Consider the following 21,678-nt stretch of genomic DNA (forward strand, 5'->3'; position numbering starts at 1 on the left):
GCTTGACAGGCTCGCCCTCCCAACCTTATATCCGCGCGACCTTGGCGAACGCCTCGAAATGCCTTTCGATTTAAGGCGGATTTCGGGCCTTTCGCCGCCCTGGCGGGGTAGCTCAGTTGGTTAGAGCACGGGAATCATAATCCTGGGGTCGGGGGTTCAAGTCCCTCTCCCGCTACCAGCCTACCTTAAGCTACTGAAATTATAGAAAAAACGCCGACCTATGGTAGCGCCCTGTCCGAAAAAATCTTCAATGATTTTCAGGACCTAGCCTGCTACCGTTGTGACGCCAACGAACGTGTTGCAACGCTTCGCAGACGACAAACTGCGCCTCGAGAGACGTGATTTGCGGGAATTGGCTGAAGTCTGCACCTGCGGACCCATTCGGTCCCGATTCCGAGGCGCAATCGACGCGGATTTTCGAATGGCGCGCCCATGTCGCACGCCAGCCCTCAACGCTCGGCGGCTTATGCCCAAGTTATCCAGCTAAATTAAGCAGTCTCATCGGGCGGGCGCTCTGGATTCGCCGACGCCAATCCGCGTGAGCGTACGCGGATCGTCTGACAGATACGATCAGCGAGAGAAGCGAGCGCGCCCTGCACAGTGCGTGCCCCAAGAACGGATTGGAGGGTAACGGCCTGTGTTGCAAACCTATGTTTGAAGGCCTCTCCGCCACAGAGGAAATCGACCAATCCCAAGCCGTGATCAAACGACCACTGTATATACTCCGTAATCAGGACCGCACCCGGCGACGCTCGGCTAAAATCAGGGTCGTAGGTGGTAACGAATGCCATCATGACGTTGTGCTGGACGATGTTGATGGAAACCGCGACCATCGCACCATTGCATTCAAGTACGAAAATGCGCAGCACACCGGCGCGTGACAGCGCGTCCACCAGGGCGGCAAGAACCGGCTCGCCCTCTTCGAAAAGGTCGGATTCACGCGTGTGCTTTTCCAGCCATCTGCGCTTCAGCGCCGACAGTCGCTCCAGCAATGGCTGCAGCGGCTCGTCGGCCGACAGGAGGCGGAATTTCACTTCGCCTGTTTCTTCCAGTATCTTGATGCCGCGCCGATAGTTCTGGCGCATCTTTTTCGGCTGGTCCGCCAGCCATGCTGCTCCGCTGGCCCACTGTCCAGCGACGCGATAACTGACTTCCTCCCGGTGATTGGCGCGAAGCTTGACGCCGCTGGAAGAGCCCGGTGTAAAAATCCTGCGGGCTGCCGCATCCGGCGACAGACGATTGATAAAAGCAAGATCGAAGCCACCCGCCGAACAGATCCGGTTCCAGAGGTCCTGGAGGGCCGATAGGGAGCATTCCGGCGCGACAAGAATATCACCATAGTCCGTATAGCTATTGGCGGCCCATTCGAGGAGCCGAAGTCCTTTTCGTCTGCCGATCGCCAGGGGAATGACAGCGACCAGCCTGTCATCGCTCCATACCAGGCCGATCCGCAGCGAGCGCCGGGCGCGGTCGCGCACGGTGCTCCACCATGCCGAAACCCAGGCATGGCTCTGAAAGATCAGTGCATCGGTACGATGCCATAGGTCTACCCATTCGGCTTCGATGGCGGCCAGGCGATCCGTCGAACTGACGATTTCCAGTCGCTCCGCACCAACAGCGTCAATCGAAGCCATTTTGTTCATGGTTGGAGACGGTCCTGCGGCCGCGCGACATCGATGCGCTTTTGAAACAGTCGCACGATATGGTTTGCCATTTTCTTGAGCGGCAGCACGTAAAGTCCAAAAAGCGACTGATAGTCGCGTACGTCGCGATCTATCAGTCCAAACTTGAGGTCTTCGTCCGGATCCGGGATGAACTGCGTTCCGAATATGCGATCCCAGAATGAAAAAAGCAGCCCGAAATTCTTGTCGTAGTGGCGAGGGTCGACGCTGTGATGCACCTGGTGCCAGTGCGGACACAAGATGACGCCGTTCAACCGGCCGAAGGAAATCTTCAGATGCGTGTGGCGAACAAAGTCCATCATGAGAATGTTGCGAATGACATAGACGTTGATGCCAAATATGGCGATCTCGACCGGATTAAGCGCAATCAGGCTCCACAAGCCGAAACTGATCCCCGGTATGACGCCGTCCCAGATCCGGTTCATCAGATCGTCCAGGGGGTGAACCCGGTCCTTGGTGATCCCAACCATCACTTCGGCCGAATGATGCACCTTGTGCAATTCCCACAGGAACGGAAAACGGTGCTGGGCAACGTGATATAGGTAGTAGGAGATATCGTAAGCAACGAGCATGGTTGCGGTGAAGAGGATGATCGTCACTGGGCCGGCGGGGCCGGGTATCAGCGGTTGCGAGATGCTGAAGAGCCAGCCGACTGCCTGGTTTGTTGCATATCCCGTGGCGGCAACGAAGGTGACACCGGCGGGAATGAGCAGGAAGGGCATCACCAGCCTTTTCGTGATCCAGAACAATGCGTCCGCTCGTGCCGATGGGTGCATGATGACTTCCGCGGGAAAGGCGAAGTCGAAAAAGTCCCGGAAGGATTTCTGTTCGACCGTTCGCCAGTAGGCGACCACCGCGCTCCCCAGCGCCGTGAGCAACAGGAGACCGAGTGTCAGCAGATTGATGTGTGAGAGTTTTTCCACGATCACTCTGGCGAATTCCGAAAACATCGATGCAGTGGCTCCTAGGTGGTGAAATGGCGATCCGGCTCGTCGCGAAGCACATATTGCCAGGCCCATCATATGCTGCCCGCAACTGTGTATCGGGATGCGACTGGCAAAACAATCATGGCCAAATTAGCAGATCAACGGTGTCAAACCGCTAAATATCTGAACGTAATTAATGTCGAACGCTGCGCCTGCAACCTGCCCGTTATCGGGTCTGCGGCGGACTTGGCGCGAGCCGGATGACTACTCCCTTTTCGCCTACTTGGCCACGCCATGCGAGGCGTTCGGCTGGCTGCCTTGCACCAAAACGCGGCGAAACCCAGCCGCCCTGGCCCGGTGTGTCGCCGCCGGAACGGATGTGGATCGCTGCGTCTGGAAAGTGGATAGTCATCAAAGGTTCAGCGCCGCGCAATACCGTGACAATGTTTCCATCCCTGTTGGCGTGGAGGTCGGCGGCGAGTTGGAAGACGATCTCAGCGACGCGGCTGCCGCCGAGCAGTTGGTCGGTCACGAGGATGCCGTCGCCATCGCGTGTCACGGCGCGTTGATGCACAACGCCGAAGCGGCCTTTGTACCCGTCATGTCGGGCACACAGCCTCCAGTGCGGCCCCGGCTCGCTCTCCACCAATGTCGCAACCGCCTTGTGCGACCAGTTGAACGCCCCGGAGATGATGCTTTGGCTTTTACCCTCTAGGTTCAGCGTGTTGTGCGCCGGCGTCGAGCGGAACCAGTCGCGCCAGCCTCCCCCCGAACCATAGAGCCATGTGCCGGGGTCGACCAGCACCGGATCGCCGTCAATGCACAGGGTGAGCGACAGCGCGTCGGCATGACCGTGCGCCGCTATCGAAAGGTAGCCCAGCGGGCCGTGGTCGTATGTCAGATGGACGTTGCGACCATTCATCTCGCCGCGCCAGATGGAGAGCCCGCCTTGCGTGAACGTATGCAATCCATCCGGCACCGGCGCCGGCCGCGGTGGCGCGCCGAAGAAAAGCGCGCGAAAATCGCCGGGCTCCGGTGCCCTGCCCGGCATCCGTAGAAAACCATGGATGGCGGCCGCGACCGATCCGACATAATCGGTTTCGCCCCCCAGCGTGATCACGCGGCCTTCATCATTGTCGCCGAAGCCGCTGGCTTTCGGCGGGAGCCAGCCTGCGAAATTGGCGAAAGCGGCCAAACGCGCTTCGACGGGCTGGGGAAAAGGCAGTCCGGCCTGGCGCGCCGCCGCAGCGCACAGCAGGAAAAGCTCGGCACTGAAGGCGGCGTAGGTCGGGGTCTGCTCGGCCCCGGCGCCATCGGCCAGGATCTGTTTGAGCACCTCAGCCAGGAGCGACTCGCGAGCCACCTCGGCCCCGAAAGCCAGACCGATCAAATATTCGCCAGCCAATTCCGCGACGAGATGGTTGTTGGCGGACGAAAAACGGGAGGGAAACCGCGGCAGCCAATAGGCGCTTGCCGCCAGTATTTCACCGACTTTTTCTCGCGTCGCCGCGCCAAGCCGGTCGCCGACGAGGTCGAGCGTGACAATCAGGCTGATGGCTCGTAGCGCGACCTCGATGCCCGAGGCCCAGCCAACGCCCCGAAATGGTGGGTTGGCGAAATGCCAGCTCTCGATCGCCGCCTCGATGGCCGCACGGGATTGATCATCGCCGGTGAGAAGCAGATGGGCAGCCAGTGGCGGCAGTTGCTGCAGCCGGTTGATTTCCCAGACATATTTTACATCGCCACGGCCGGTGGCATGGCGAAAATCGATATCGAAAGTATGGGTCTTGGGGCCTGGCCAAAGCCGGCCGGTCACCGGATCAAGGCGCCAGAGCTCGGGTGGAAAGAGAGTATAGGGGTCTCGCTGTGGCCAGGTCTGCCCAAGTGCTGAAAACTGGCCCCGAAGAGTGTTTTGCGCAGCCGCCTCGATAGCTTGCCGCTGGGCTGGTGTCGCAGCGGCCGGCACAGCATTCCGCAATCCGTGCAGCACCGGGTGCAACTGCGGCGACGCATAGCGCTGCCAGCCGTTGTCGCGGCGGCGCGAAACGGTCCTCCGGCGCTGCTCGTCCAACCGATGCAATATCTCGGCCAACTCCATGCTGCGCAATCGGTTGAAATACCACCCGACCCTCATCCGCGCTCCGCCAAGATTTTGATCCTCATACACCATCCCGTCGAAAAAGCGTGTGGCGGCATCCTCTTTTCCGTTCCCGCGGTTAATATCTTCGGCCATGACGCGGAGTTTTGCGATGAGAAAAGTTGTCTACGTCATAGCGTGCGCGCTTGGCATGGCTTTGTCAGCCGAGGCGGCGCCGATCCCGCTTGAGCGCGGCGTTGGCGTCCATGAATGGCTCAACTGGTCGCCGGTGGAGAAAGATGGTTCCTACAAATGGCCGCCCTATCGCAGCGAGAAGGAATGGCTTGCGGGCGGCAGGCCGCTCACCGATTGGCCGGACGGCGACCAGTTTGGTCGCATTCGATCCATGGGCTTCGACTTTGTCCGGCTGAGTGTCGACCCTGGCCCTCTGCTTGCCAGCGAGGGCGCCAAACGACAACAGGCGCTGGACATGCTTGCCGCTGCGGTGCAGCGGGTGGTTTCAAGCGGGCTCAAGGTGGTTTTCGATCTGCATGGCGTCAGCCAGGTTCCGGCCTACAGCATGGAAATGATCCATGGCGGGGCCGACAGCGAGGGTGTTGCCCGCTATCGCAAAATGGTAGTGGCGGTGGCTGCCATGCTGATCAAAATTGGCGCCGACAAGGTCGCCCTCGAGCCCTATAACGAGCCCGCCTACTACCCTTGCGATTCAAGCGGCAGCGATGACTGGCAGCGGATCATGGCAGGCACGGTTCGCGATATTCGCGCCGTCAGCAGCGAACTCACCATCGTCGCGACCGGCGCCTGCGGCGGGAGCATCGCGGGACTGGTCAACCTGGACCCCAACTTCGACGACCCCAACGTCTATTACAGCTTCCACATGTATGATCCGCACAGCTTCACGCACCAGCGGGCCGATGACAAGAACGCTTTCTCCTCCGGCCTTCCCTGGCCTGCCGACGCCAGCACGCCCGAAGTGGTCGCCGAAACCCTCAAGGCGCAGATGGACGCCGCCGGCTTGAGCCAGATCGAAGAGGTGATGAACATGGCCTCGGCGCGTGAAACGATCGCCCGATACTTTGAGCAGAATTGGGGGCAGAGCCAGCTCGAAGCGGGTTTCCGTCAGGCGGTCGACTGGGCTGAAGCCCATGGCATAGCGAGCAGACGCCTGTTCGTGGGCGAATTCGGCGTTATCCTGATGTCTGCGGATGGCCGCATGGGAGCTTTCGATGCTGATCGCCTGCGCTATCTCATGGCAGTGCGCAGAGAGGCGGAACGCTTCGCGATGCCGTGGTCGGCCTGGGAATTCTCCAATCCTTACGGAATGAGTGTTATCCAACCCAAGGGGCCTGCGATCCCGGACCGGGAGATGTTGCGGGCACTGGGCCTGCCATAACTCGTCATCGGGTCAGGATCGGTTCGAGCGGTCTGCCTGGTTGCTGGCGATCAATCGCGTGAAACCCAAGGACTGTCGTCTCCAGTTGCAGCCGAGAGAGCCTGATCGAACCAAATCAGGCTCAGTTTTAAAATCACTCCACCGAGCAGCTATTTAATATATTCGCTGTAGATTGGTGTCCTCAATCATACGCAAACAAGGGAAAGAGGGCCAAGGGAAAGAATGTGCGGAATTGCCGGCTGGATTGGGCGCAGGGTCGAGAAGCCACAAGATCGGGTCGCCGGGATGTCGAATGCCTTGCAGCATCGTGGTCCCGATGCCGAAGGCATCGAACTCCTGGACCTGAATACAGGCGAGGACCAGTTGGCATTGGTGCATCGCCGCCTGGCGATTATTGACTTAAACGCCGATTCAAATCAGCCGATGCAGACCGAGGACGGACGGCTCCGGATTATTTTCAACGGCGAAATATACAACTACATCGAGTTGCGTGAGGAGTTGATCGGTCTCGGCCACCGTTTTCGCACACGCTCCGACACGGAAGTGCTGCTCAGGGCTTATGACCAGTGGCGCCTGGCCATGTTCGACCGATTGAGCGGGATGTTCGCTTTTGCGCTGTGGGACGCTCAACGGCGCGAATTGATCCTCGCTCGCGACCCCTTTGGAAAAAAACCCCTTTACCTCATGCAAGGCAGAAATTTGCTGTCGTTTGCCTCGGAGATCAGCGCGTTGTTGTCTGCGCAGCCAGATGGCCAGCAGCTCGATCTGGATGGAGTGCGCGAGTATCTGACCTGGCGTTACGTGCCTGGACCGCGGACGCTTTTTAAACAGATCCGCAAGCTCAACCCGGGAAGCTACGCTGTGTGGTCGCAAGGGGAAGTAACGGAAACGCGCTATTATGCGCCCCCGGATCAGACCGATCTGACAGCGGATATCGATCCAGGAACCGCCGAGCGACGATTTCTGGAATTGCTCGACCGTTCTGTCGAGATCAGGATGCGCAGTGATGCGCCGTTTGGCGCCTTTCTGTCCGGGGGGCTCGACTCGTCGGCAATCGTTGCCCTGATGACCAGGCACAGCGACAACCCGATTCGTACGTTTTCGGTCGGTTTCAGCGAACAGGCTTACAGCGAGCTTCCATTCGCCCGGCGCGTCGCCGATCATTTCAAGACCGATCATTGCGAAATCGTCATCCAGGCGGATGACCTGATGAATCATCTGCCCAAGATGGTCCGCCATCGGGGGGCACCTGTTTCACAAAGTACGGACATTCCAATTTACCTGATGTCGGTTCGAGCCTCGCAGGACGTCAAGATGGTGCTTACGGGCGAAGGTGCGGACGAGATTCTCGGCGGCTACCCCAAACATCGCGCAGAGTCTCTGGCGGGTGTCTACCGGTCACTTGTTCCAGCGTCGCTTCACAACAATCTCCTCGCCCCTTTGATGCGCGCATTGCCCGGCGCATCGGCCAAGTTCGATACATTTGCCCGAAGCGCGGGTGAACGGGACTTTGCCACCCGGATGATCTCCTGGTTTGGAGCCATGACGGCGCGGGAACGCGATTCGCTCCTCGGTGGGTTGGCCACTTGCGGCCATGACTGCAACGATTTCCCGTTCTCTTCGAGTGTGACGGAATCTCATCTGCGCCGTGTGTTGTTTTTTGATCAGACATCGTGGTTGCCCGACAACCTCTTGGAACGGGGCGACCGAGTGATGATGGCCGGTTCAATCGAGGGGCGAATGCCATTCCTTGATCGCGATCTGGTTTCCTTCGTCAGCCAACTGCCCGATCGTTACAGGCTGGGCTTCCTGCACAGCAAACAGATCCTGCGCGACTGCATGGCCGGCATGGTTCCCGACGAGGTCCTCAACCGCCCAAAGATCGGCTTCAAGGTGCCCGTCGCCGAATGGTTCCGCGGGCCGATGAGCGATTATGTACGGGACCATCTGTGTTCGTCCCATTCGGTCATCCGTAGCTATTTGAGCGCCAAGAAGCTGGACCAGATTGTCAGGGAGCACGCCGAGCGCGCCGCGGACCACGAAAAACTGATATGGGCGCTTTTGAACCTGGAGATATTCCACCGCGAATTCGCGCTTGGCCCGCCGCAGTGACGACAATGAAGGACAGCGTCAGCGCTTGACCGATCGCGCCTCGGACGCGACCGATCTCCAGACATCGCAGATCGCGTCGACAAACGGTGCAAGCTCAAGCCTTTCCCGGTGCACCGCCATGGCGGCGGCGCCAAGCCGCGCGCGCAGCGCCGTATCCTCGACCAGCCGAGTTAACGCCTCGGTCAACGCCGCCACATCGCCGGGCGGCACCAACAGACCGGATTGTTCGTGGGTGATGATGTCCTCGACCGCGCCAACCGGGGTGGCCACGACAGCCAGGCCGGCCGCCATGCCTTCGATCACCGACATTGGCAGATTTTCGGCGAACGAGGGGAGCACCAGAATATCGGCCGAAGCGATCAGTGATGCGACCTCGTCAGGTCCCACCCAGCCCGGAAAAGCAATACGGTCGGCAATCCCTAGAGCGACCGACCTCGCTCGTGCCGGCTCGACCTCACCATCACCGGCGATCGTGGCACGCCAACCCCTGAGATGTTTCATCCGCTCCAGCGCCTCGCCCAACTGCGGCACGCCCTTTCGCTCGCCGATGCGGCCGAGGAACAGGATGTGCACGTGATCGCCTCCGCCGACATGCGCCAGGGAAGGAACTGCCGTGGCGTTGGGAACGATGACAATATTGCCGCCGTTCGCCGGTGCCCGGCTGGCGACGAAATCGCGCCAAAGCCCCCCCAGGACAATCACCCGGCCGGCATGCTCGAACAGAGCCCTGATACGGCGGCTCATGAAACTATGATCATCTTTCCAGAATGTCTGATACTGCGCCCCATGCAGATGAAGGACATATGGTATCGACAACAGCCTGGCGCAGGCGGCGATCATCATCTTGCGATAGGTGCTGCCGGAGACCGATATATTGATGTGAATGACGTCGGCGCGTCTGTCGAGGCGGGCCGCAAGCATCCGCGCGCAAAAACCAAGCATGTAGAAGATCGAAAGCCCGACATGTCCCGGGCCACGGCTGGAAAGAAAGCGCAGATCGATGTCGGCGATCTCTTGCCGTTCGAACTCCTGCTTCAGCGCCCCCATGATCCGGTCGATGCCGCCTTGTCCCGAAACGCCCGAGGGCGTTGCGACCAAGACATGTATTTTTCTATTGTGGGCGAGACGCTGCAACATGACACCATTTGGATTGCGGATGCCGGGTGACCCTAAAGCAAACGTTCCAAAAAAGGTTTACGACAAATCTTTTGGTTCAAACTGTATCCGTTCACCCTTTGCCGTCATCATGCTGGAATTCCCGTCGGTCAACGATTAATCGACGGCAAATTTTCCGGGAACAACCCTTTGCTGCTCCGTTCCACACTCATCTATGGCCCAGCTATTCTGCTGACGCGGGTTTCCGCTCTGCTCCTGCTGGTCGTCATGACGCGGCTGATCGACCAGACGGAGTATGGCCTGCTGACCCTGGTGGTCACCGTGGGCGAAATGACGGATGTTGCCGTTACCAACTGGCTGCGCATTGCCTTGTTGCGGCTTGGCGGAAAAGGCGACGTCAGCCGTGGCAGCCTGATGCTTGCCGGACAGGTATTGCTTGTCACCACGGTGCTGGCCCTGATCATATCCGTGATCGCCTCGGCGGTGATCGTGCCGGAGCGCTGGATCGAATTTGCAATCGCCGTCTGCAGCTATCTGATTGCCGGCTCCATCAGCCGGTTCGCGTTGACGGTGCTGCAAATGCAGCAGCGTCATTCCCTCTATTCGATGCTTGAATATCTGCGCGGCCTGCTGCAACTCGCCTTGCCGATCGCCGCCATCCTTATCTTCCAACGCTCGTTTCTGACGGTATCGCTCGGCTCGAGCCTCGCCGTGCTGATTGCCGGCATCGTGGCGTGCGTGGTGGCATCCGGGCGCGTTATTGGCGGCCCGCCGCGCTTCACCCACAAGGAGTTTTTTGCCCTCGGCGTGCCCCTGGTCATCATGGCGCTGGTCGGTTTCGGTCTCAACAGCGCTGAACGCGTCTTCCTCAAGCTCTACTACGATGCCGGCGCGGTGGCCGTCTTCGCAGCCGCCTACGCATTGGCTCGGCAGCCGATCGATATGGTCGCCAACGCAATCAACATGGGCGCATTTCCAGAAGTGGTCAGCCGCTTCGACGAAGAGGGATCCGAGGCGTCCGGGCGGTTGTTGTCGCAACTCATGGCCTTGATGATACGCCTTTGCCTGCCGGTCGCAGCAATGCTTATCGCGCTCAGCGGCGACATCACGCGACTCCTGCTGCCCGCGGAATATCATGGTCGCTTCGGCCTGCTGTTCCCGATCATCGCCTTCAGCGTTCTTTGTGCCAATCTCACAAGCTTCGTTTATGGCGTCGTGGTGCACGCACATAAGCGGCCGTGGTTGCTGATCATCGCCAATTCCTTCGGCTCGGTGGCAACGATTTCACTGTCTTTTCTGTTGATTCCCACCATGGCGGAGGTTGGCGCGGCGTTGGCGTTGGCGGGCGGATCGCTGGCAGGTCTTGCAGCCTGCATCGTCATCGCCGAGAGGCTCACGCCGGTGCCGGTGCCCTGGCGCGACATCGCTGTCTCAATCATAATTTCTATCTGCACCGGATTGGCCGCCAGCCTTGCCAGCACTGCGCTGGGCAATATGCCGGCGATCTTTCCGCTCGCGGCGGGCGGTGTCGCCGGCGCTGCGGCTTTCCTGGGACTGACCTGGTTGTTTCACCCCGCGGCCGTGACGCAGTTCATCGGCAAGCTAAGGGCACGGCTCCGGATCGCATAAATCCCGCGCAATGAGGCATGCTTGTCTGAAAGTCGCGAGCCTACGGATTGACGTTTCGGCGTCCCCGGCGAGACCAGAACTCACGCCACAGCAGCAGTGCATAGGCGGTGTTGGTATCGTAGTAGCGGCGCCACAATCGTCGCGGCTCCTGCGCCACGCGAAACAGCCACTCCAGGCCCGCCGCCTGAACCAGTCTCGGTGCCCGGGCGACCTTTCCACCATAGACGTCGAAGCTGCCGCCCACGCCCATGACGAAACTCGGAGCGAGTACGTCGCGATAGCGCTTGAGAAAGCGCTCCTTGCTCGGCGTCGGCATCGCCACAAACAGACAGTCGGCACCTGAAGCGTTGATGGCCTCGACGATCGCGGCCTCTTCCTCCGCCTTGAAATACCCATTGCGCCGGCCGGCAATGGCCAGGCTCGGATGATCTCTGGCAAGTCGGCTTTCAACTGCGTCGAGAATGTGCTGTTCAGCGCCCAGAAGGTAGGGGCGATAGCCACGCTTGGCGCACAGCGCCAGCAGGTTGATCATGACGTCGACGCCGGTCACACGCTCGGGCAACTCGACGCCGCAGAGCCGCGCGCCCCAAAGCACGCCTTTGCCATCGACATTGACCATATCCGCCCCGACGACATCCTCGCGCAGTTCAGCATTCTTGCGCATGTTCACAAGCTTGGCGACGTTCACGACAACATGATGAAGCGGCCGCCGCGTCGCCATCGCCTCGTCTGCGATGGCCAGCGTCTCGGCCATGGTCAGCGCATGGATGGTCGCACCGAGAAACTCGCGGCGGCGCGATGCCAATAGAGAGTGTTGCGCCCATGCCGGGTCATGCGAGTTCATGCCGCTTCTCCGGTGCGAGCGAGAGACTGCGAGCGTTCCATTTCGGATTTCTTGCCTTCAATGCGGGCGTCGGGCTTGCGCGCCTTGCGCCAGGTCCACAGGCCCCGTGTGTCGACGAGCTTCTTGTCCTTGAGCGCTTCGGGATCGATCAGATTGAATTGTCGATGGTCGACCAGCAGGACGACGATATCGGATTGGTCAATAGCGGAAAGTGCATCGGTGAACATGACGCCGCTGCCCTCGAGCTCGTGTGGCAACTGACGCGCATTGGGCTCGGCAGCGACGATCTTGATATTGGGAATCTTGGACAGAAGCTTAACAACCTCGACCGCCGGGCTCTCGCGCATATCGTCGATGTTGGGTTTGAAGCTGAGGCCAAGACAGGCGATCGTCTGCTTGCGGGTCGGGTCGAGCAAAGCCTCGATGTCCCTGACCACCGACAAGGGTCGCTCGGAATTGATGCGCCGTGCCGAACTGATCAGCCGCGTATTGTTCGGTGCGGCGTCGATGATAAAATACGGATCGATCGCAATGCAGTGGCCGCCCACGCCCGGGCTCGGCTGCAGGATGTTCACGCGAGGATGCCGGTTGGCGAGATCGATTACCTCCCAGACGTTGAGCGACAGATCCTGGCACACCGCCGCAAGCTCATTGGCGAAGGCGATATTGACATCGCGGAACGCATTTTCGGTCAGCTTAACCAGTTCCGCGCTTTCGGCCTGGGTTATGAACAGGTCGCCGGCGACGAAGCTTGAATAGAGTGCCGCTGTCCGCTCCGAAGACTTTCGGGACAGTCCGCCGATCGAGCGATCATTGTTGATCAGTTCCGTCAGCACCTTTCCCGGCAGCACGCGCTCGGGAGAGTAGGCGACCAGGACGTCAGCTTCCTCGCCATGCGCGACGGGAAATTTGAGATCGGGCCGCAGTTCAGCGAGCAGCGCTGTCATGACGCGCGTCGTGCCGACCGGCGATGTTGATTCCAGCACCACCAGGTCGTCCCGTTTTAGCACCGGAGCGATGCTTCGCGCTGCCGCAAGCACGTAGCTGACATCCGGCTTGCGTTCCGGGGTGATCGGAGTTGGAACGGCGATAATATAGGCATCGGCCGGCTGAGGCGTGCTGAATGCCTTGAGCTTGCCATTGGCGACGACTTTCTGGATCAAACCATCCAGGTCCGGTTCGATGATGTGAATTTCGCCGCGGTTGACCTTCGCGACCACCGCCTCGTTGATATCGACACCGATGACATCGAGTCCGCGGCTGGCAAAAATGGCACAGGTCGGCAGGCCGATATAGCCCATGCCGATAACGGAAACGGTTTTGATTTCAGCCATGATTCAGCAATTCCTCAACGATCCGGGTCGCAGCTTGGCCATTGCCGTATGGATTGTGCCTCTCCGCCATGCCGCGATAGACGCTCTCATCATCGAGCAGGCTATTGGCATTGGCCAGAATTTTTTCGATATCGGTGCCGACCAGCCGGGCAGTACCAGCGGCGATCCCTTCGGGTCGCTCCGTGTTTTCCCGCATCACCAGCACCGGCTTGCCGAGTGAAGGCGCCTCTTCCTGCACGCCGCCGCTGTCGGTCAACACCAGGTAGCTCTGTTTCTGCAGGTACAGGAACGGCAAATAGTCCTGCGGGTCGATCAGGTGGATGTTCGGCACCGTCCCGATTTCGGCTTCGACCACGGAGCGCACATTCGGGTTGGGATGGACCGGGTAGATGATCTGCACATCCCTGCGCGCCGACAATGCCTTCAGCGCGGTGCAGATTCTCTGGATGCCGCCATCGAAATTCTCACGGCGATGACCGGTGACGAGTATCATTTTCTTGGTCGGATCGATGAAGGGGAAACGAGCGGCGAGCTTGGCGTTCATCAACTTGTCGGCATCGATCTCGCTGGAGAAATGCAGCAGCGTGTCGATCACGGTATTGCCGGTTACGAAGATGGTGTTCGCAGCCTTTCCTTCGGCGATGAGATTGTCGCGCGCCTCGGTGGTCGGCGCAAAATGCCAGGTGGCGATGTTGCCGGCAATCTTGCGGTTCAGTTCCTCCGGAAAGGGAGAGTTGATGTTGTGGCTGCGCAATCCCGCCTCGATATGGGCAACCGGAATGCGCTTGTAGAAGGCAGCTAGAGCCGCGGTCATTGCGGTGGTTGTGTCGCCCTGGACGATGACGACGTCCGGCTTCGCCTTCTCCAGCACCCCCGCCATTCCGAGGAGCACGCGCGAGGTCACGTCGAACAAAGTCTGACCTGGTTGCATGATGTTAAGATCGTAGTGCACCGGCAGGCCCGTCAGTTCAATGACCTGATCGACCATCTCGCGATGCTGGCCCGTCACACATATTTCCGTGGTAAAGCCTGGATGGGCGAGCGCGGCGCGCGCCACCGGAAAACATTTGAGCGCCTCCGGCCTCGTGCCGAACACGATCAGCAGTTTTCGCCTTGAGGGCAAGTTCGGATGTGAAACGGCGTTCATGGTTGACCCTGGTCACCGAAAGCGTGGGCGCCCGGCTGACATGTGCTTTCAGCCTAACAATAGCGCCCTGAACCGCCTTCGTATTCAAAAAAATTAACGTATGATTAACGCTAGAGTCCGCAGCCCCCCTTGGGCAACCCTTGCCAGGAACTGTGGGGAAAGATACCAGAGCAAAGCCATTTTTTGCTTTAACGAGAATAACTTGGGTTGACTAATATTTTAATCATCGGCCACGCCGTCGCATCCCGGCGCTGGGAAAATGAGCTTTTCATGCGGTTGGGTGCGGCAGGTTATGTGGTCTCGAGTTGCCACGCGCCGGCGCCGGCGCCAACCGCTCGGGGGCTGGACACTGTCTTGGCGATCGAGAGCCGGCGTTTCGGTCCCTCGCTGGCGGGCCGGTCCGAGCCGTTGCCGCCCATCGATCGCGGCCCTCCGGACCTCGTCATAGATCTCACTGCCAGCGCAACGGGGCAAGACGCGCCAGTCCTGAGGCTCGAATTTTGCGGTCGCAACAGCTTTCCAGCCGGCGTTGCCGCAATGTTGGCGAGCGGACAATTGCCTGAACTTGGCGCTCGCCTCGATGGCGTTGTCGTGGCCCAGGCTAGACCGATGCTGGCAGACAGGCTCTGGCTATCTCGAAGCTGCAACGACCTGCTCGCCGGCGCCATGTCGCTGATCATGCAAACCGTCGCCCGCTTCTTTGCGGGCAAGCTTGTGCCGGTAAGCGACAACCCGGTGCCGATCCTGAAGAACGACAGTTTTGTTCGACACTATGTGCCCTTTTTTGGCAGGGCTTTGATCGATCGCGCCGTGCAAAAAATCAGGCGGGGACGACGCCCCTTCTATTGGCAGGTTGCCTATCGGGTGATCGACGGACCAGGCATCGCCGAAACCGGGCAACTCGACGGCAAACCGTTCACAGTCCTGCCGGACGATGGCCAACGCTTCTATGCCGACCCGTTCGTCTTCGAGGCCGACCGCCGCCATCATCTGTTTGTCGAGGAATTCCCCTACGCGACGAGTCGCGGCGTGATTTCCGTCGCCGAGCTCGGTGACGATGGCACTTTCGGTGTTCCAAGGGTTGTATTGGAGGAAGCGCACCACCTGTCGTATCCGCAGGTGTTCGCACACGATGGCGAGATTTTCATGATCCCCGAAAGTGGTTCGGCTCGCGAACTTGTGCTCTATCGCGCCGCGCAGTTTCCCGACCGCTGGGTCCGCGACACGGTGCTGATGGCGGACAGGGATTTCAACGACGCGACGCTGCTCGAATCCGACGGTCGCTTCTGGCTGGTTGGAACGGAGCGGTTCGGCTACGGCAGCGCGTCGGACACGATGGCGGTCTATTGCGCACCCTCGCTGCGCGGGCCATGGGTCGCCCATCCGCTCAATCCCATTGCCGTCGATCATTCGGCCACCCGGCCGGGCGGCGCCTTTATCCGCCACGACGATGCCCTGGTGCTGCCGGTGCAGAACGGATCGAGGGCCTATGGCGGTGGTCTGGGGCTGATGCGGCTTGAGCGACTCGACGCGTCCGATGTCCGTTTTGCCTCGCCCCGGCCGATCGGCGCGGGTCCGGCATGGGCACGCACGGGCATTCATACGCTTAACCGCGCCGGCAATGTCGAGGTCGTGGACAGCGCGGGCTGACTGAAGCGCTGAAAGCCGTGACCGTCCCGTTGCGTGGCCTGCTTATTTGTTCTCCGTGGCAATATGAGGAAGCGGTGTGTTTCTCGTCTTCCTTCTGCCGTTCAGGGTCTGAAGAATCGGTTTCTCGATCATCTCGTAAATCACCAGACTGACGAGGCAGGCTGCCACGATGCTGACCACCGACACCAACAATACCGTTGCCGGATGCTCGAATCCGACGGTGCGTCTGGCCAGGTACGCCACAGCGCCGATCACGAAGATATGCGACAGATAAAGCGCGTAGGAAGCGTCGCCCAACTGCTCGAGAAGGCTCCAGTGCTTGAGTTTCGGCTCCAGAATGAGGCTGAGATGAAGCAGGCCCGCCGCCCACATTGCTTGTCCCGCGAAGCTGATCTGACCCAAGAGCGGCGTACCGTCATCGACGAATGAAAGCACCACGCCTGCAGCGGTCATTACGCCGAATATCCAGGCATGGCGTATGTGGGAAGTGAAATCACCGTCCAAATAGCGCCGCCCTATCCACATGCCGATGACGAATGCCACCGGAGAAGGGTTGAGATAGAACTGGATAACAGGGTTGGTGGGAGCCAGCCACAGCCCGGCTATCCACATCGCAATGAAAAAGACCGTCAGCACAAATACGCGCGAGGTCACGGACAGGAATGCGAACACCGCAAAAGCGATATAGAAAAATACCTCGTAATTGAGCGTCCAGCCGAGTGAGAGGATTGGACTGGCGCTATCCCGTCCAGGCGCTTCGTGAACAATGAAGAGGAGCGACTGAAGATAGTGGGGCCACGTAAAGACGGTCTTCTGGAAGAGACTTGGCGCGAGCGCCGCCAGAACCGCGGCGAGGCTGGTGAAAAGCCAGTAAAGGGGGATGATCCGGATTGCTCGGCGTTTCAGGAAGGTGGCAGCGGAAAACGGACCATCTCCCGTAATATGGACCATTATGAAACCGCTGATGACAAAGAACAGAACGACGCCCAGGCGGCCCGCCGTCACAATAATCAGATTGTCCACGCCAATCTGATAGGAAAAGGCGTGTGCGAACAGAACCAGCAAGGCGGCGCAGGCGCGAAGATACTGAATCGAATAGAACTTCTTCACCTTGATCTCCTGCGCTTTGCCGGCGCCTGATGCCATTGTGCCGTCCACAGGCAGCGCGTCGGGCGCCGTGCAAAGCATCGCCATCAATACGACCGGCCAATTAAGTGTGGGTTACCGACTTCATGAAATAGCCCATGCCGGGCATCGCCACTGTTAAGATCGGGTTATCCATATTCCTTTACGTTCTTGCAGGAAAATGTACCCGGGGGTGCGTTCGTCCCCTGCCATCTCAATCGCAAGCCGCAACGCTGGTCAGATAATCGTGAGTGTCACCCCCACAGAGCAACAGTTCGTGACCGCGCAGGCCAGCCGCCAAGACGCCCTCACACTCCTGTTCTTTCTCCTCGCGGCCTTCGCTTTCCTGCTCCGCTCGACCATCTCTCCGCAATTGATGAATATGGTGATGTCCTATTCGACGGAGGGGGGGTCGTTTCCCGAAAAGCTGCATATCGGGACCTATGCCATCTTTCTGCTGCTTGTCGTCATCGCCACGACCCGGCCAATTCGGCTCGAAGGCGATGAAGTCAGGCTGTTCAAGGCGACATTGTTATATTCGCTGGTGCTGTTGTGGCTGGTGCCTTATCTCTTCGTGATAGGCCGTGCCGGCTCGGCCGGCTTCATAATCGATTCCTATCTGGTCTCTTGTGCCGCGGCGATGATCATGCTTGCCCTGGGTGACCATGTGCGCAGGGCGCTTGGCAATGTCATCGTCGGCATGATCGTCCTCAGCGCCATCATCGGAACGATCGAGGCCGTCACCCAGCATCGATTCCTGCCCTATCCCCTCGTTGAGCTGGACTTTCGGCCGATCGGACTGTCGGCCCATCCGCTGGCGCTGGGCGCGCTTTGCACCACCGCCATAGGTTTCGTTGCATTGACGCGGTGGCGTATCTGGGTGTGCGCGCTTTGCATCTTCATTCTCTTCATCGGCACGGCCGCTTCGGGCGCGCGCACCGCCCTGCTGCTCGCTTGCGGCGAGATCCTGTTCCTGCTCGTGTTCCTGCCTTGGCCGGACTTGTCACCCAGACATCAACGCCAGGCCAAACTCCTGGTGCTGATGCTGACGCTGGCCGGTGGCGCCATACTGATTGCGATACTCTTTTCGGCGGGGCTGCTGAACCGCTTCAGCAACACGCTCTTTGATCAAAATTACGACGCGCGCGTCAAGATCTACGATGTATTCAAGTTCGTTGAATGGAGGGACATCCTGCTTGGCATGAATCCCAACGAGTTGTTGAAGATCGTCAACGAAAAGCTCAACCTCCCCTTCATCGAAAGCACGCCGGTCGTTCTTACGCTTTTGTTCGGCCTGCCGATCGCCCTGCTCTTCGCGTTTGCTTTCTTCCGGTTCCTTTTCAAGCTCCTGCGCAATACGCCTCGGGCCGCCCATATCGCAGCGGCCGCGTCCATTCTCGCGGCATTGTCAAACAATGCCCTTTCTTCGAAGGCGCCGGATATCATGCTGCTCGTCATCTTGTTGCTCGCTTATCGAAAGCCGGATGGGCGCCTCGGCACGCCCCTTCAAGGCCAACCAGCATCAACAGCGACATGACGCCAAGCCCGCTCCTTGCGGGTGCCCTCGCGACGACCTCTTGTATTTCCATTTGAAACGCCTGCACGCTTTGCCAGGCTACGACGGGCGTGGCAGAATACCGACCAAGGGTGGATAGATCGCTGTTCCGGAACGCGCCTGACACGCCTGGAAAATGAAATGTTAACGATGTTTCCGTAAAGCAGGCTGTGCGTATTGAATATTAAAGGGTTAGCATGATGTCCGCCGCTTCCGGTCCTCCTCCAGCCGCGGCCGCCGCCGGCATTAGCCCCTATGAACGGATCGAAAATGCGCGGCGCGCCAGCAGGCCAAAGCCGCAACAAACCGCGCCGATCATGGCACATGCGGCGGCACCCGCTGTAACGTCGGCCCCTGTAACGTCGGCCCCTGTGTCGCCTGCACCCGTGGCGCCGCCTGTAGCCGAGCCCGTCACGACGGTGACGCTCAACAAGATCGGAACCTTTCTCGAACTCGATTTCGGGCGTCTGTTTGTCTGGCTGCGCGCCGGCCTCGCTCTGGTATGCCTGCTGGCAATCGCCGGCGGGATCATCGGCGGTGCCTACGCTCTGCTGAGCAAGCAGCGCTACACCGTGACCACGGACATCCTCATCAATCCCGCCAATCTTCAGGTTGTTCCGAATGATCTTTACCCGCAATCGGCCCAGGTCGATGGACAGCTGCTCAGCGCGCGCAGCAAAGAGCGCATCTTGACCTCGGGCAGCGTGCTTTCACGTGTTGTAGACGATCTTGACCTGGCCAGTGACCCGGAGTTCTTCGACGCGGACCGAAGCCGCACAGGGACGGACGGCGCCAAACCCGACCCAAAGCTTACCGCCCTGAAGAACCTGGCGGAACGGGTTAGCAGCATCGCGGATGAAAAGTCGTTTGTCACGACCTTGATGGTATCGGCGGAAACCCCCGCTAAGGCGATCCTGATTTCGCAGGATATCGTCAAGACTTTCCAGGAAGAGCTGGCCAGCGCCGAGGCTTCCGGCGCCAGCCGTGCCGCGGCCGCGCTGGACGGGCGGCTGGGCCAGCTCAAGAGCGATGTGCAGGCGGCCGAAGAGAAGGTCGAGGCCTATAGGCGCAGCCACAATCTGGCCACCAGCAATGGGCAGCTTGTTTCCTCGCAAACCATGACCCAGCTCAACGGCCAGATCGTGGAGACGCAATCGCGCGTCATCGCCGCGCAGGCAAGTTACGACGCCCTGCTTGCCGCCGGCGCAAACGGCACCAATTCCGGTCCCGCCACGTCGGAGGCGCTTGTGGCGCTGCGCGCAACGGCCAACGGCCTGCGCCAGCAGATCGATTCGCAGTCGATGACCTTTGGCCCCCGTCATCCGTCGATCGTCAGGCTGAAGACGGAGTACAACACGGTCAGCGCGCAACTCAGCGCCGAATACGCGCGCACCCTGCGCCTGGCGAAGGTCAATCTCGATGCCGCCAAAACCTCGTCGGTCTCCCTCAATGCCAAGATGAATGACTTGAAGGGCAACGTGTTCTCGGATAGCGATTCCGAGGTCGCCTTGCGTGAACTTGAACGTGACGCCGCGTCGAAGACGGCTATCTATGAAAGCTTCCTGTCGCGGGCACGCCAGATAACCGAGCGCGAACAGATCGACAGCACCAATGTGCAGGTGATTTCCACCGCAGTGCCGCCAAAGGGCCGTTCATGGCCCCCGCGCACGGTCGTGATGATCGGCCTGGGGGCCATTGGCGGCATGATCCTTGGCATGTTGCTCGCCATTACCCTGGGTATCGTGCGCGACATGCGTCTTCCGCCGAACCGCCCGGACGTCATTGCCAGCCGCGCCTGAAATGGCGAAGCGGATTGTCTTTCACATTGCCAGCCTCAGGGGCGGCGGCGCCGAGCGTGTGTTCGTCCTGATAGCGAACGAGCTGGCATCGCGCGGCCACAACGTCACGCTTTTTACCTGGAACGCGCAGGGGCCCAATGCCGCCCTGCTTTCGCCTGCCGTGCATCTGGTCGATTTCGGCCTCCCCATTCGCGGCGAGGGTTATGGCAAGTGGGCGACATTGAAAGGCATCGTGCGAAGCGCGGGCCTGCTTGGCCGCCTTTCTCCCGACGCGATCTACAGCGCCCCGGAATTCGCCAATCTGGTCGTGGCGCTGGCGCTTTCCCTCGCGCGAAGCAGGGCGCGGTTCTTCCCGAGTTTCCACGCCGCCGCCTCACTGCCTTCCGGCAGCCTTGGCGCGAAAATGGCGGTCTGGCTTTCGGCCCTGGTTGCGGCCCGCGCCACCAGGGCCATCGCGGTTTCTGAGGGTGTCGGCGGCGATCTTGTGGCCCGAGGCTTCCCGAAATCCAAGGTCGTGGTCATCAACAACCCGCTGCCGCCGGCTGCGGCATCCCAGCAACGCTCCTACGCCTGGCAGGCAGAGCTCGCGGCGATGGGCGACGGCCCCATCATCATCACCGCCGGACGCCTGGTGCCCGTTAAGGATCATTGGACGTTGCTGCGGGCCTTCGCTGTGCTGCGCGCCGGCCGCCGGGCCCGGCTTGTCATCTTCGGCGAGGGTCCGCTGGCCGACGAGCTGCGCGCCTATGCCGAAGAATCCGGTATCGGCGCAGACGTTCTGTTTGCGGGCTATGTCAATGATCCGGCGGCCTGCTACGCCGTAGCTGACTTGTTCGTCCTATCATCGACCAGCGAGGGCTTCGGCAATGTTCTGGTCGAGGCCATGGCAGCGGGGATTCCGGTGGTCTCCACGGACGCGCCGCACGGCCCGCGCGAAATACTTGATGACGGCCGCTTCGGCGCCCTGGTGCCGGTCGGCGATGCCGCGGCCCTGGCAGTGGCGATGGCCGGAATGCTCGACCAGCCGACAACCGCCGCGATCCTGAAAAGCAGGGCGGCGGATTTCGAAATTGAAAAGATCGGAGACCGGTACGAGGCGTTGCTCTGAATTAGCGCATGGATCGGCTTGCGGCGGCACAGGAATTCGCCATTGATGGGACAGGACGCCGCCAACATAGGCCGGTTACTCCCAATCCAATCATGATCTTTAACATCAATTTACCCGGAGTTGGTAACAACAGGGAACCCGCGTTTTATCCTCAGGATAG

Annotated in this window: 15 protein-coding genes and 1 tRNA gene; 8 read left to right on the top strand and 8 right to left on the bottom strand. The window is 60.0% G+C overall.

The features are described from left to right. Positions 1-101: 101 nt before the first annotated feature. A tRNA-Met gene (locus NKJ80_RS11725) sits at positions 102-178 on the top strand. Positions 179-488: 310 nt separating this feature from the next. Here the strand turns inward: NKJ80_RS11725 and NKJ80_RS11730 are convergent. The 3 genes from NKJ80_RS11730 to NKJ80_RS11740 all read right to left on the bottom strand — a co-directional run bounded on the left by NKJ80_RS11730 (position 489) and on the right by NKJ80_RS11740 (position 4,841). Further along, positions 489-1,643, bottom strand: coding sequence for a GNAT family N-acetyltransferase (locus NKJ80_RS11730; RefSeq protein WP_352497600.1), 1,155 nt, complete (start codon positions 1,641-1,643; stop codon positions 489-491). Continuing rightward, positions 1,640-2,632 (bottom strand): sterol desaturase family protein, encoded by a 993-nt coding sequence (locus NKJ80_RS11735; protein WP_023691685.1) that lies wholly within the window; start codon positions 2,630-2,632, stop codon positions 1,640-1,642. Before NKJ80_RS11735 ends, NKJ80_RS11730 begins: the two co-directional genes overlap by 4 nt. Positions 2,633-2,834: 202 nt before the next feature. Continuing rightward, complete coding sequence (locus NKJ80_RS11740; RefSeq protein ID WP_352497601.1) at positions 2,835-4,841, bottom strand: heparinase II/III family protein; 2,007 nt, start codon at positions 4,839-4,841, stop codon at positions 2,835-2,837. 16 nt (positions 4,842-4,857) lie between these two features. On the opposite strand from NKJ80_RS11740, the gene NKJ80_RS11745 reads away from it, so the two are divergent. Together NKJ80_RS11745 and asnB are read left to right on the top strand one after the other, a co-directional pair. Further along, positions 4,858-6,099, top strand: a complete 1,242-nt coding sequence (locus NKJ80_RS11745; protein WP_031192949.1) for a glycoside hydrolase family 5 protein — start codon at positions 4,858-4,860, stop codon at positions 6,097-6,099. A gap of 222 nt (positions 6,100-6,321) precedes the next feature. Continuing rightward, positions 6,322-8,211 carry an asparagine synthase (glutamine-hydrolyzing) gene (gene asnB, locus NKJ80_RS11750; RefSeq protein ID WP_352497602.1) on the top strand — a complete coding sequence of 630 codons (1,890 nt, stop codon included), beginning with the start codon at positions 6,322-6,324 and terminating at the stop codon, positions 8,209-8,211. 18 nt (positions 8,212-8,229) lie between these two features. Here asnB and NKJ80_RS11755 read toward each other — a convergent pair whose 3' ends face one another. After that, positions 8,230-9,348 carry a glycosyltransferase family 4 protein gene (locus tag NKJ80_RS11755; protein ID WP_023671802.1) on the bottom strand — a complete coding sequence of 373 codons (1,119 nt, stop codon included), beginning with the start codon at positions 9,346-9,348 and terminating at the stop codon, positions 8,230-8,232. Between the two features lie 168 nt (positions 9,349-9,516). Between NKJ80_RS11755 and NKJ80_RS11760 the strand changes: the two genes are divergently transcribed. After that, on the top strand, positions 9,517-10,956 hold the full coding sequence (locus NKJ80_RS11760; RefSeq protein WP_352497603.1) for a lipopolysaccharide biosynthesis protein: 1,440 nt from the start codon (positions 9,517-9,519) through the stop codon (positions 10,954-10,956). Between the two features lie 40 nt (positions 10,957-10,996). On the opposite strand, the gene NKJ80_RS11765 is transcribed toward NKJ80_RS11760, so the two are convergent. Genes NKJ80_RS11765 through wecB form a run of 3 tightly spaced genes read right to left on the bottom strand, consistent with a single transcriptional unit; the run spans position 10,997 to position 14,281 of the window. Then, a complete protein-coding gene (locus NKJ80_RS11765; RefSeq protein WP_023833544.1) occupies positions 10,997-11,800 on the bottom strand; it encodes a WecB/TagA/CpsF family glycosyltransferase in 804 nt (267 codons plus the stop codon). After that, on the bottom strand, positions 11,797-13,134 hold the full coding sequence (gene wecC / locus NKJ80_RS11770; RefSeq protein ID WP_352497604.1) for a UDP-N-acetyl-D-mannosamine dehydrogenase: 1,338 nt from the start codon (positions 13,132-13,134) through the stop codon (positions 11,797-11,799). Before wecC ends, NKJ80_RS11765 begins: the two co-directional genes overlap by 4 nt. Continuing rightward, positions 13,127-14,281, bottom strand: a complete 1,155-nt coding sequence (gene wecB, locus NKJ80_RS11775) for a non-hydrolyzing UDP-N-acetylglucosamine 2-epimerase (RefSeq protein ID WP_352497605.1) — start codon at positions 14,279-14,281, stop codon at positions 13,127-13,129. The genes wecC and wecB overlap by 8 nt, the downstream gene beginning before the upstream one ends. 735 nt (positions 14,282-15,016) lie before the next feature. Between wecB and NKJ80_RS11780 the strand changes: the two genes are divergently transcribed. Beyond that, positions 15,017-15,931, top strand: a complete 915-nt coding sequence (locus NKJ80_RS11780; RefSeq protein ID WP_245261280.1) for a glucosamine inositolphosphorylceramide transferase family protein — start codon at positions 15,017-15,019, stop codon at positions 15,929-15,931. A gap of 42 nt (positions 15,932-15,973) precedes the next feature. Here NKJ80_RS11780 and NKJ80_RS11785 read toward each other — a convergent pair whose 3' ends face one another. Beyond that, entirely contained in the window at positions 15,974-17,077 is a 1,104-nt protein-coding gene (locus NKJ80_RS11785) for an acyltransferase family protein (protein WP_352497606.1), read from the bottom strand. 256 nt (positions 17,078-17,333) lie between these two features. On the opposite strand from NKJ80_RS11785, the gene NKJ80_RS11790 reads away from it, so the two are divergent. The 3 genes from NKJ80_RS11790 (at position 17,334) to NKJ80_RS11800 (ending at position 21,518) form a co-directional block, all read left to right on the top strand. Then, positions 17,334-18,593: a VpsF family polysaccharide biosynthesis protein gene (locus NKJ80_RS11790; RefSeq protein WP_352497607.1), complete on the top strand. Its 1,260-nt coding sequence runs from the start codon at positions 17,334-17,336 to the stop codon at positions 18,591-18,593. Between the two features lie 215 nt (positions 18,594-18,808). Next, entirely contained in the window at positions 18,809-20,410 is a 1,602-nt protein-coding gene (locus tag NKJ80_RS11795; protein WP_352497608.1) for a GumC family protein, read from the top strand. Between the two features lies 1 nt (position 20,411). Further along, complete coding sequence (locus tag NKJ80_RS11800; protein WP_023671792.1) at positions 20,412-21,518, top strand: glycosyltransferase; 1,107 nt, start codon at positions 20,412-20,414, stop codon at positions 21,516-21,518. Positions 21,519-21,678 lie beyond the last annotated feature (160 nt).

Source organism: Mesorhizobium sp. M0030, assembly GCF_040323695.1.
GTDB lineage: Bacteria > Pseudomonadota > Alphaproteobacteria > Rhizobiales > Rhizobiaceae > Mesorhizobium.

Coding starts and splice junctions, on each gene's coding strand:
- NKJ80_RS11730 (WP_352497600.1), bottom strand. CDS start 1,643: ATGAACAAAATGGCTTCGATTGACGCTGTTGGTGCGGAGCGACTGGAA.
- NKJ80_RS11735 (WP_023691685.1), bottom strand. CDS start 2,632: ATGTTTTCGGAATTCGCCAGAGTGATCGTGGAAAAACTCTCACACATC.
- NKJ80_RS11740 (WP_352497601.1), bottom strand. CDS start 4,841: ATGGCCGAAGATATTAACCGCGGGAACGGAAAAGAGGATGCCGCCACA.
- NKJ80_RS11745 (WP_031192949.1), top strand. CDS start 4,858: ATGAGAAAAGTTGTCTACGTCATAGCGTGCGCGCTTGGCATGGCTTTG.
- asnB (WP_352497602.1), top strand. CDS start 6,322: ATGTGCGGAATTGCCGGCTGGATTGGGCGCAGGGTCGAGAAGCCACAA.
- NKJ80_RS11755 (WP_023671802.1), bottom strand. CDS start 9,348: ATGTTGCAGCGTCTCGCCCACAATAGAAAAATACATGTCTTGGTCGCA.
- NKJ80_RS11765 (WP_023833544.1), bottom strand. CDS start 11,800: ATGAACTCGCATGACCCGGCATGGGCGCAACACTCTCTATTGGCATCG.
- wecC (WP_352497604.1), bottom strand. CDS start 13,134: ATGGCTGAAATCAAAACCGTTTCCGTTATCGGCATGGGCTATATCGGC.
- wecB (WP_352497605.1), bottom strand. CDS start 14,281: ATGAACGCCGTTTCACATCCGAACTTGCCCTCAAGGCGAAAACTGCTG.
- NKJ80_RS11785 (WP_352497606.1), bottom strand. CDS start 17,077: ATGGCATCAGGCGCCGGCAAAGCGCAGGAGATCAAGGTGAAGAAGTTC.
- NKJ80_RS11795 (WP_352497608.1), top strand. CDS start 18,809: ATGATGTCCGCCGCTTCCGGTCCTCCTCCAGCCGCGGCCGCCGCCGGC.
- NKJ80_RS11800 (WP_023671792.1), top strand. CDS start 20,412: ATGGCGAAGCGGATTGTCTTTCACATTGCCAGCCTCAGGGGCGGCGGC.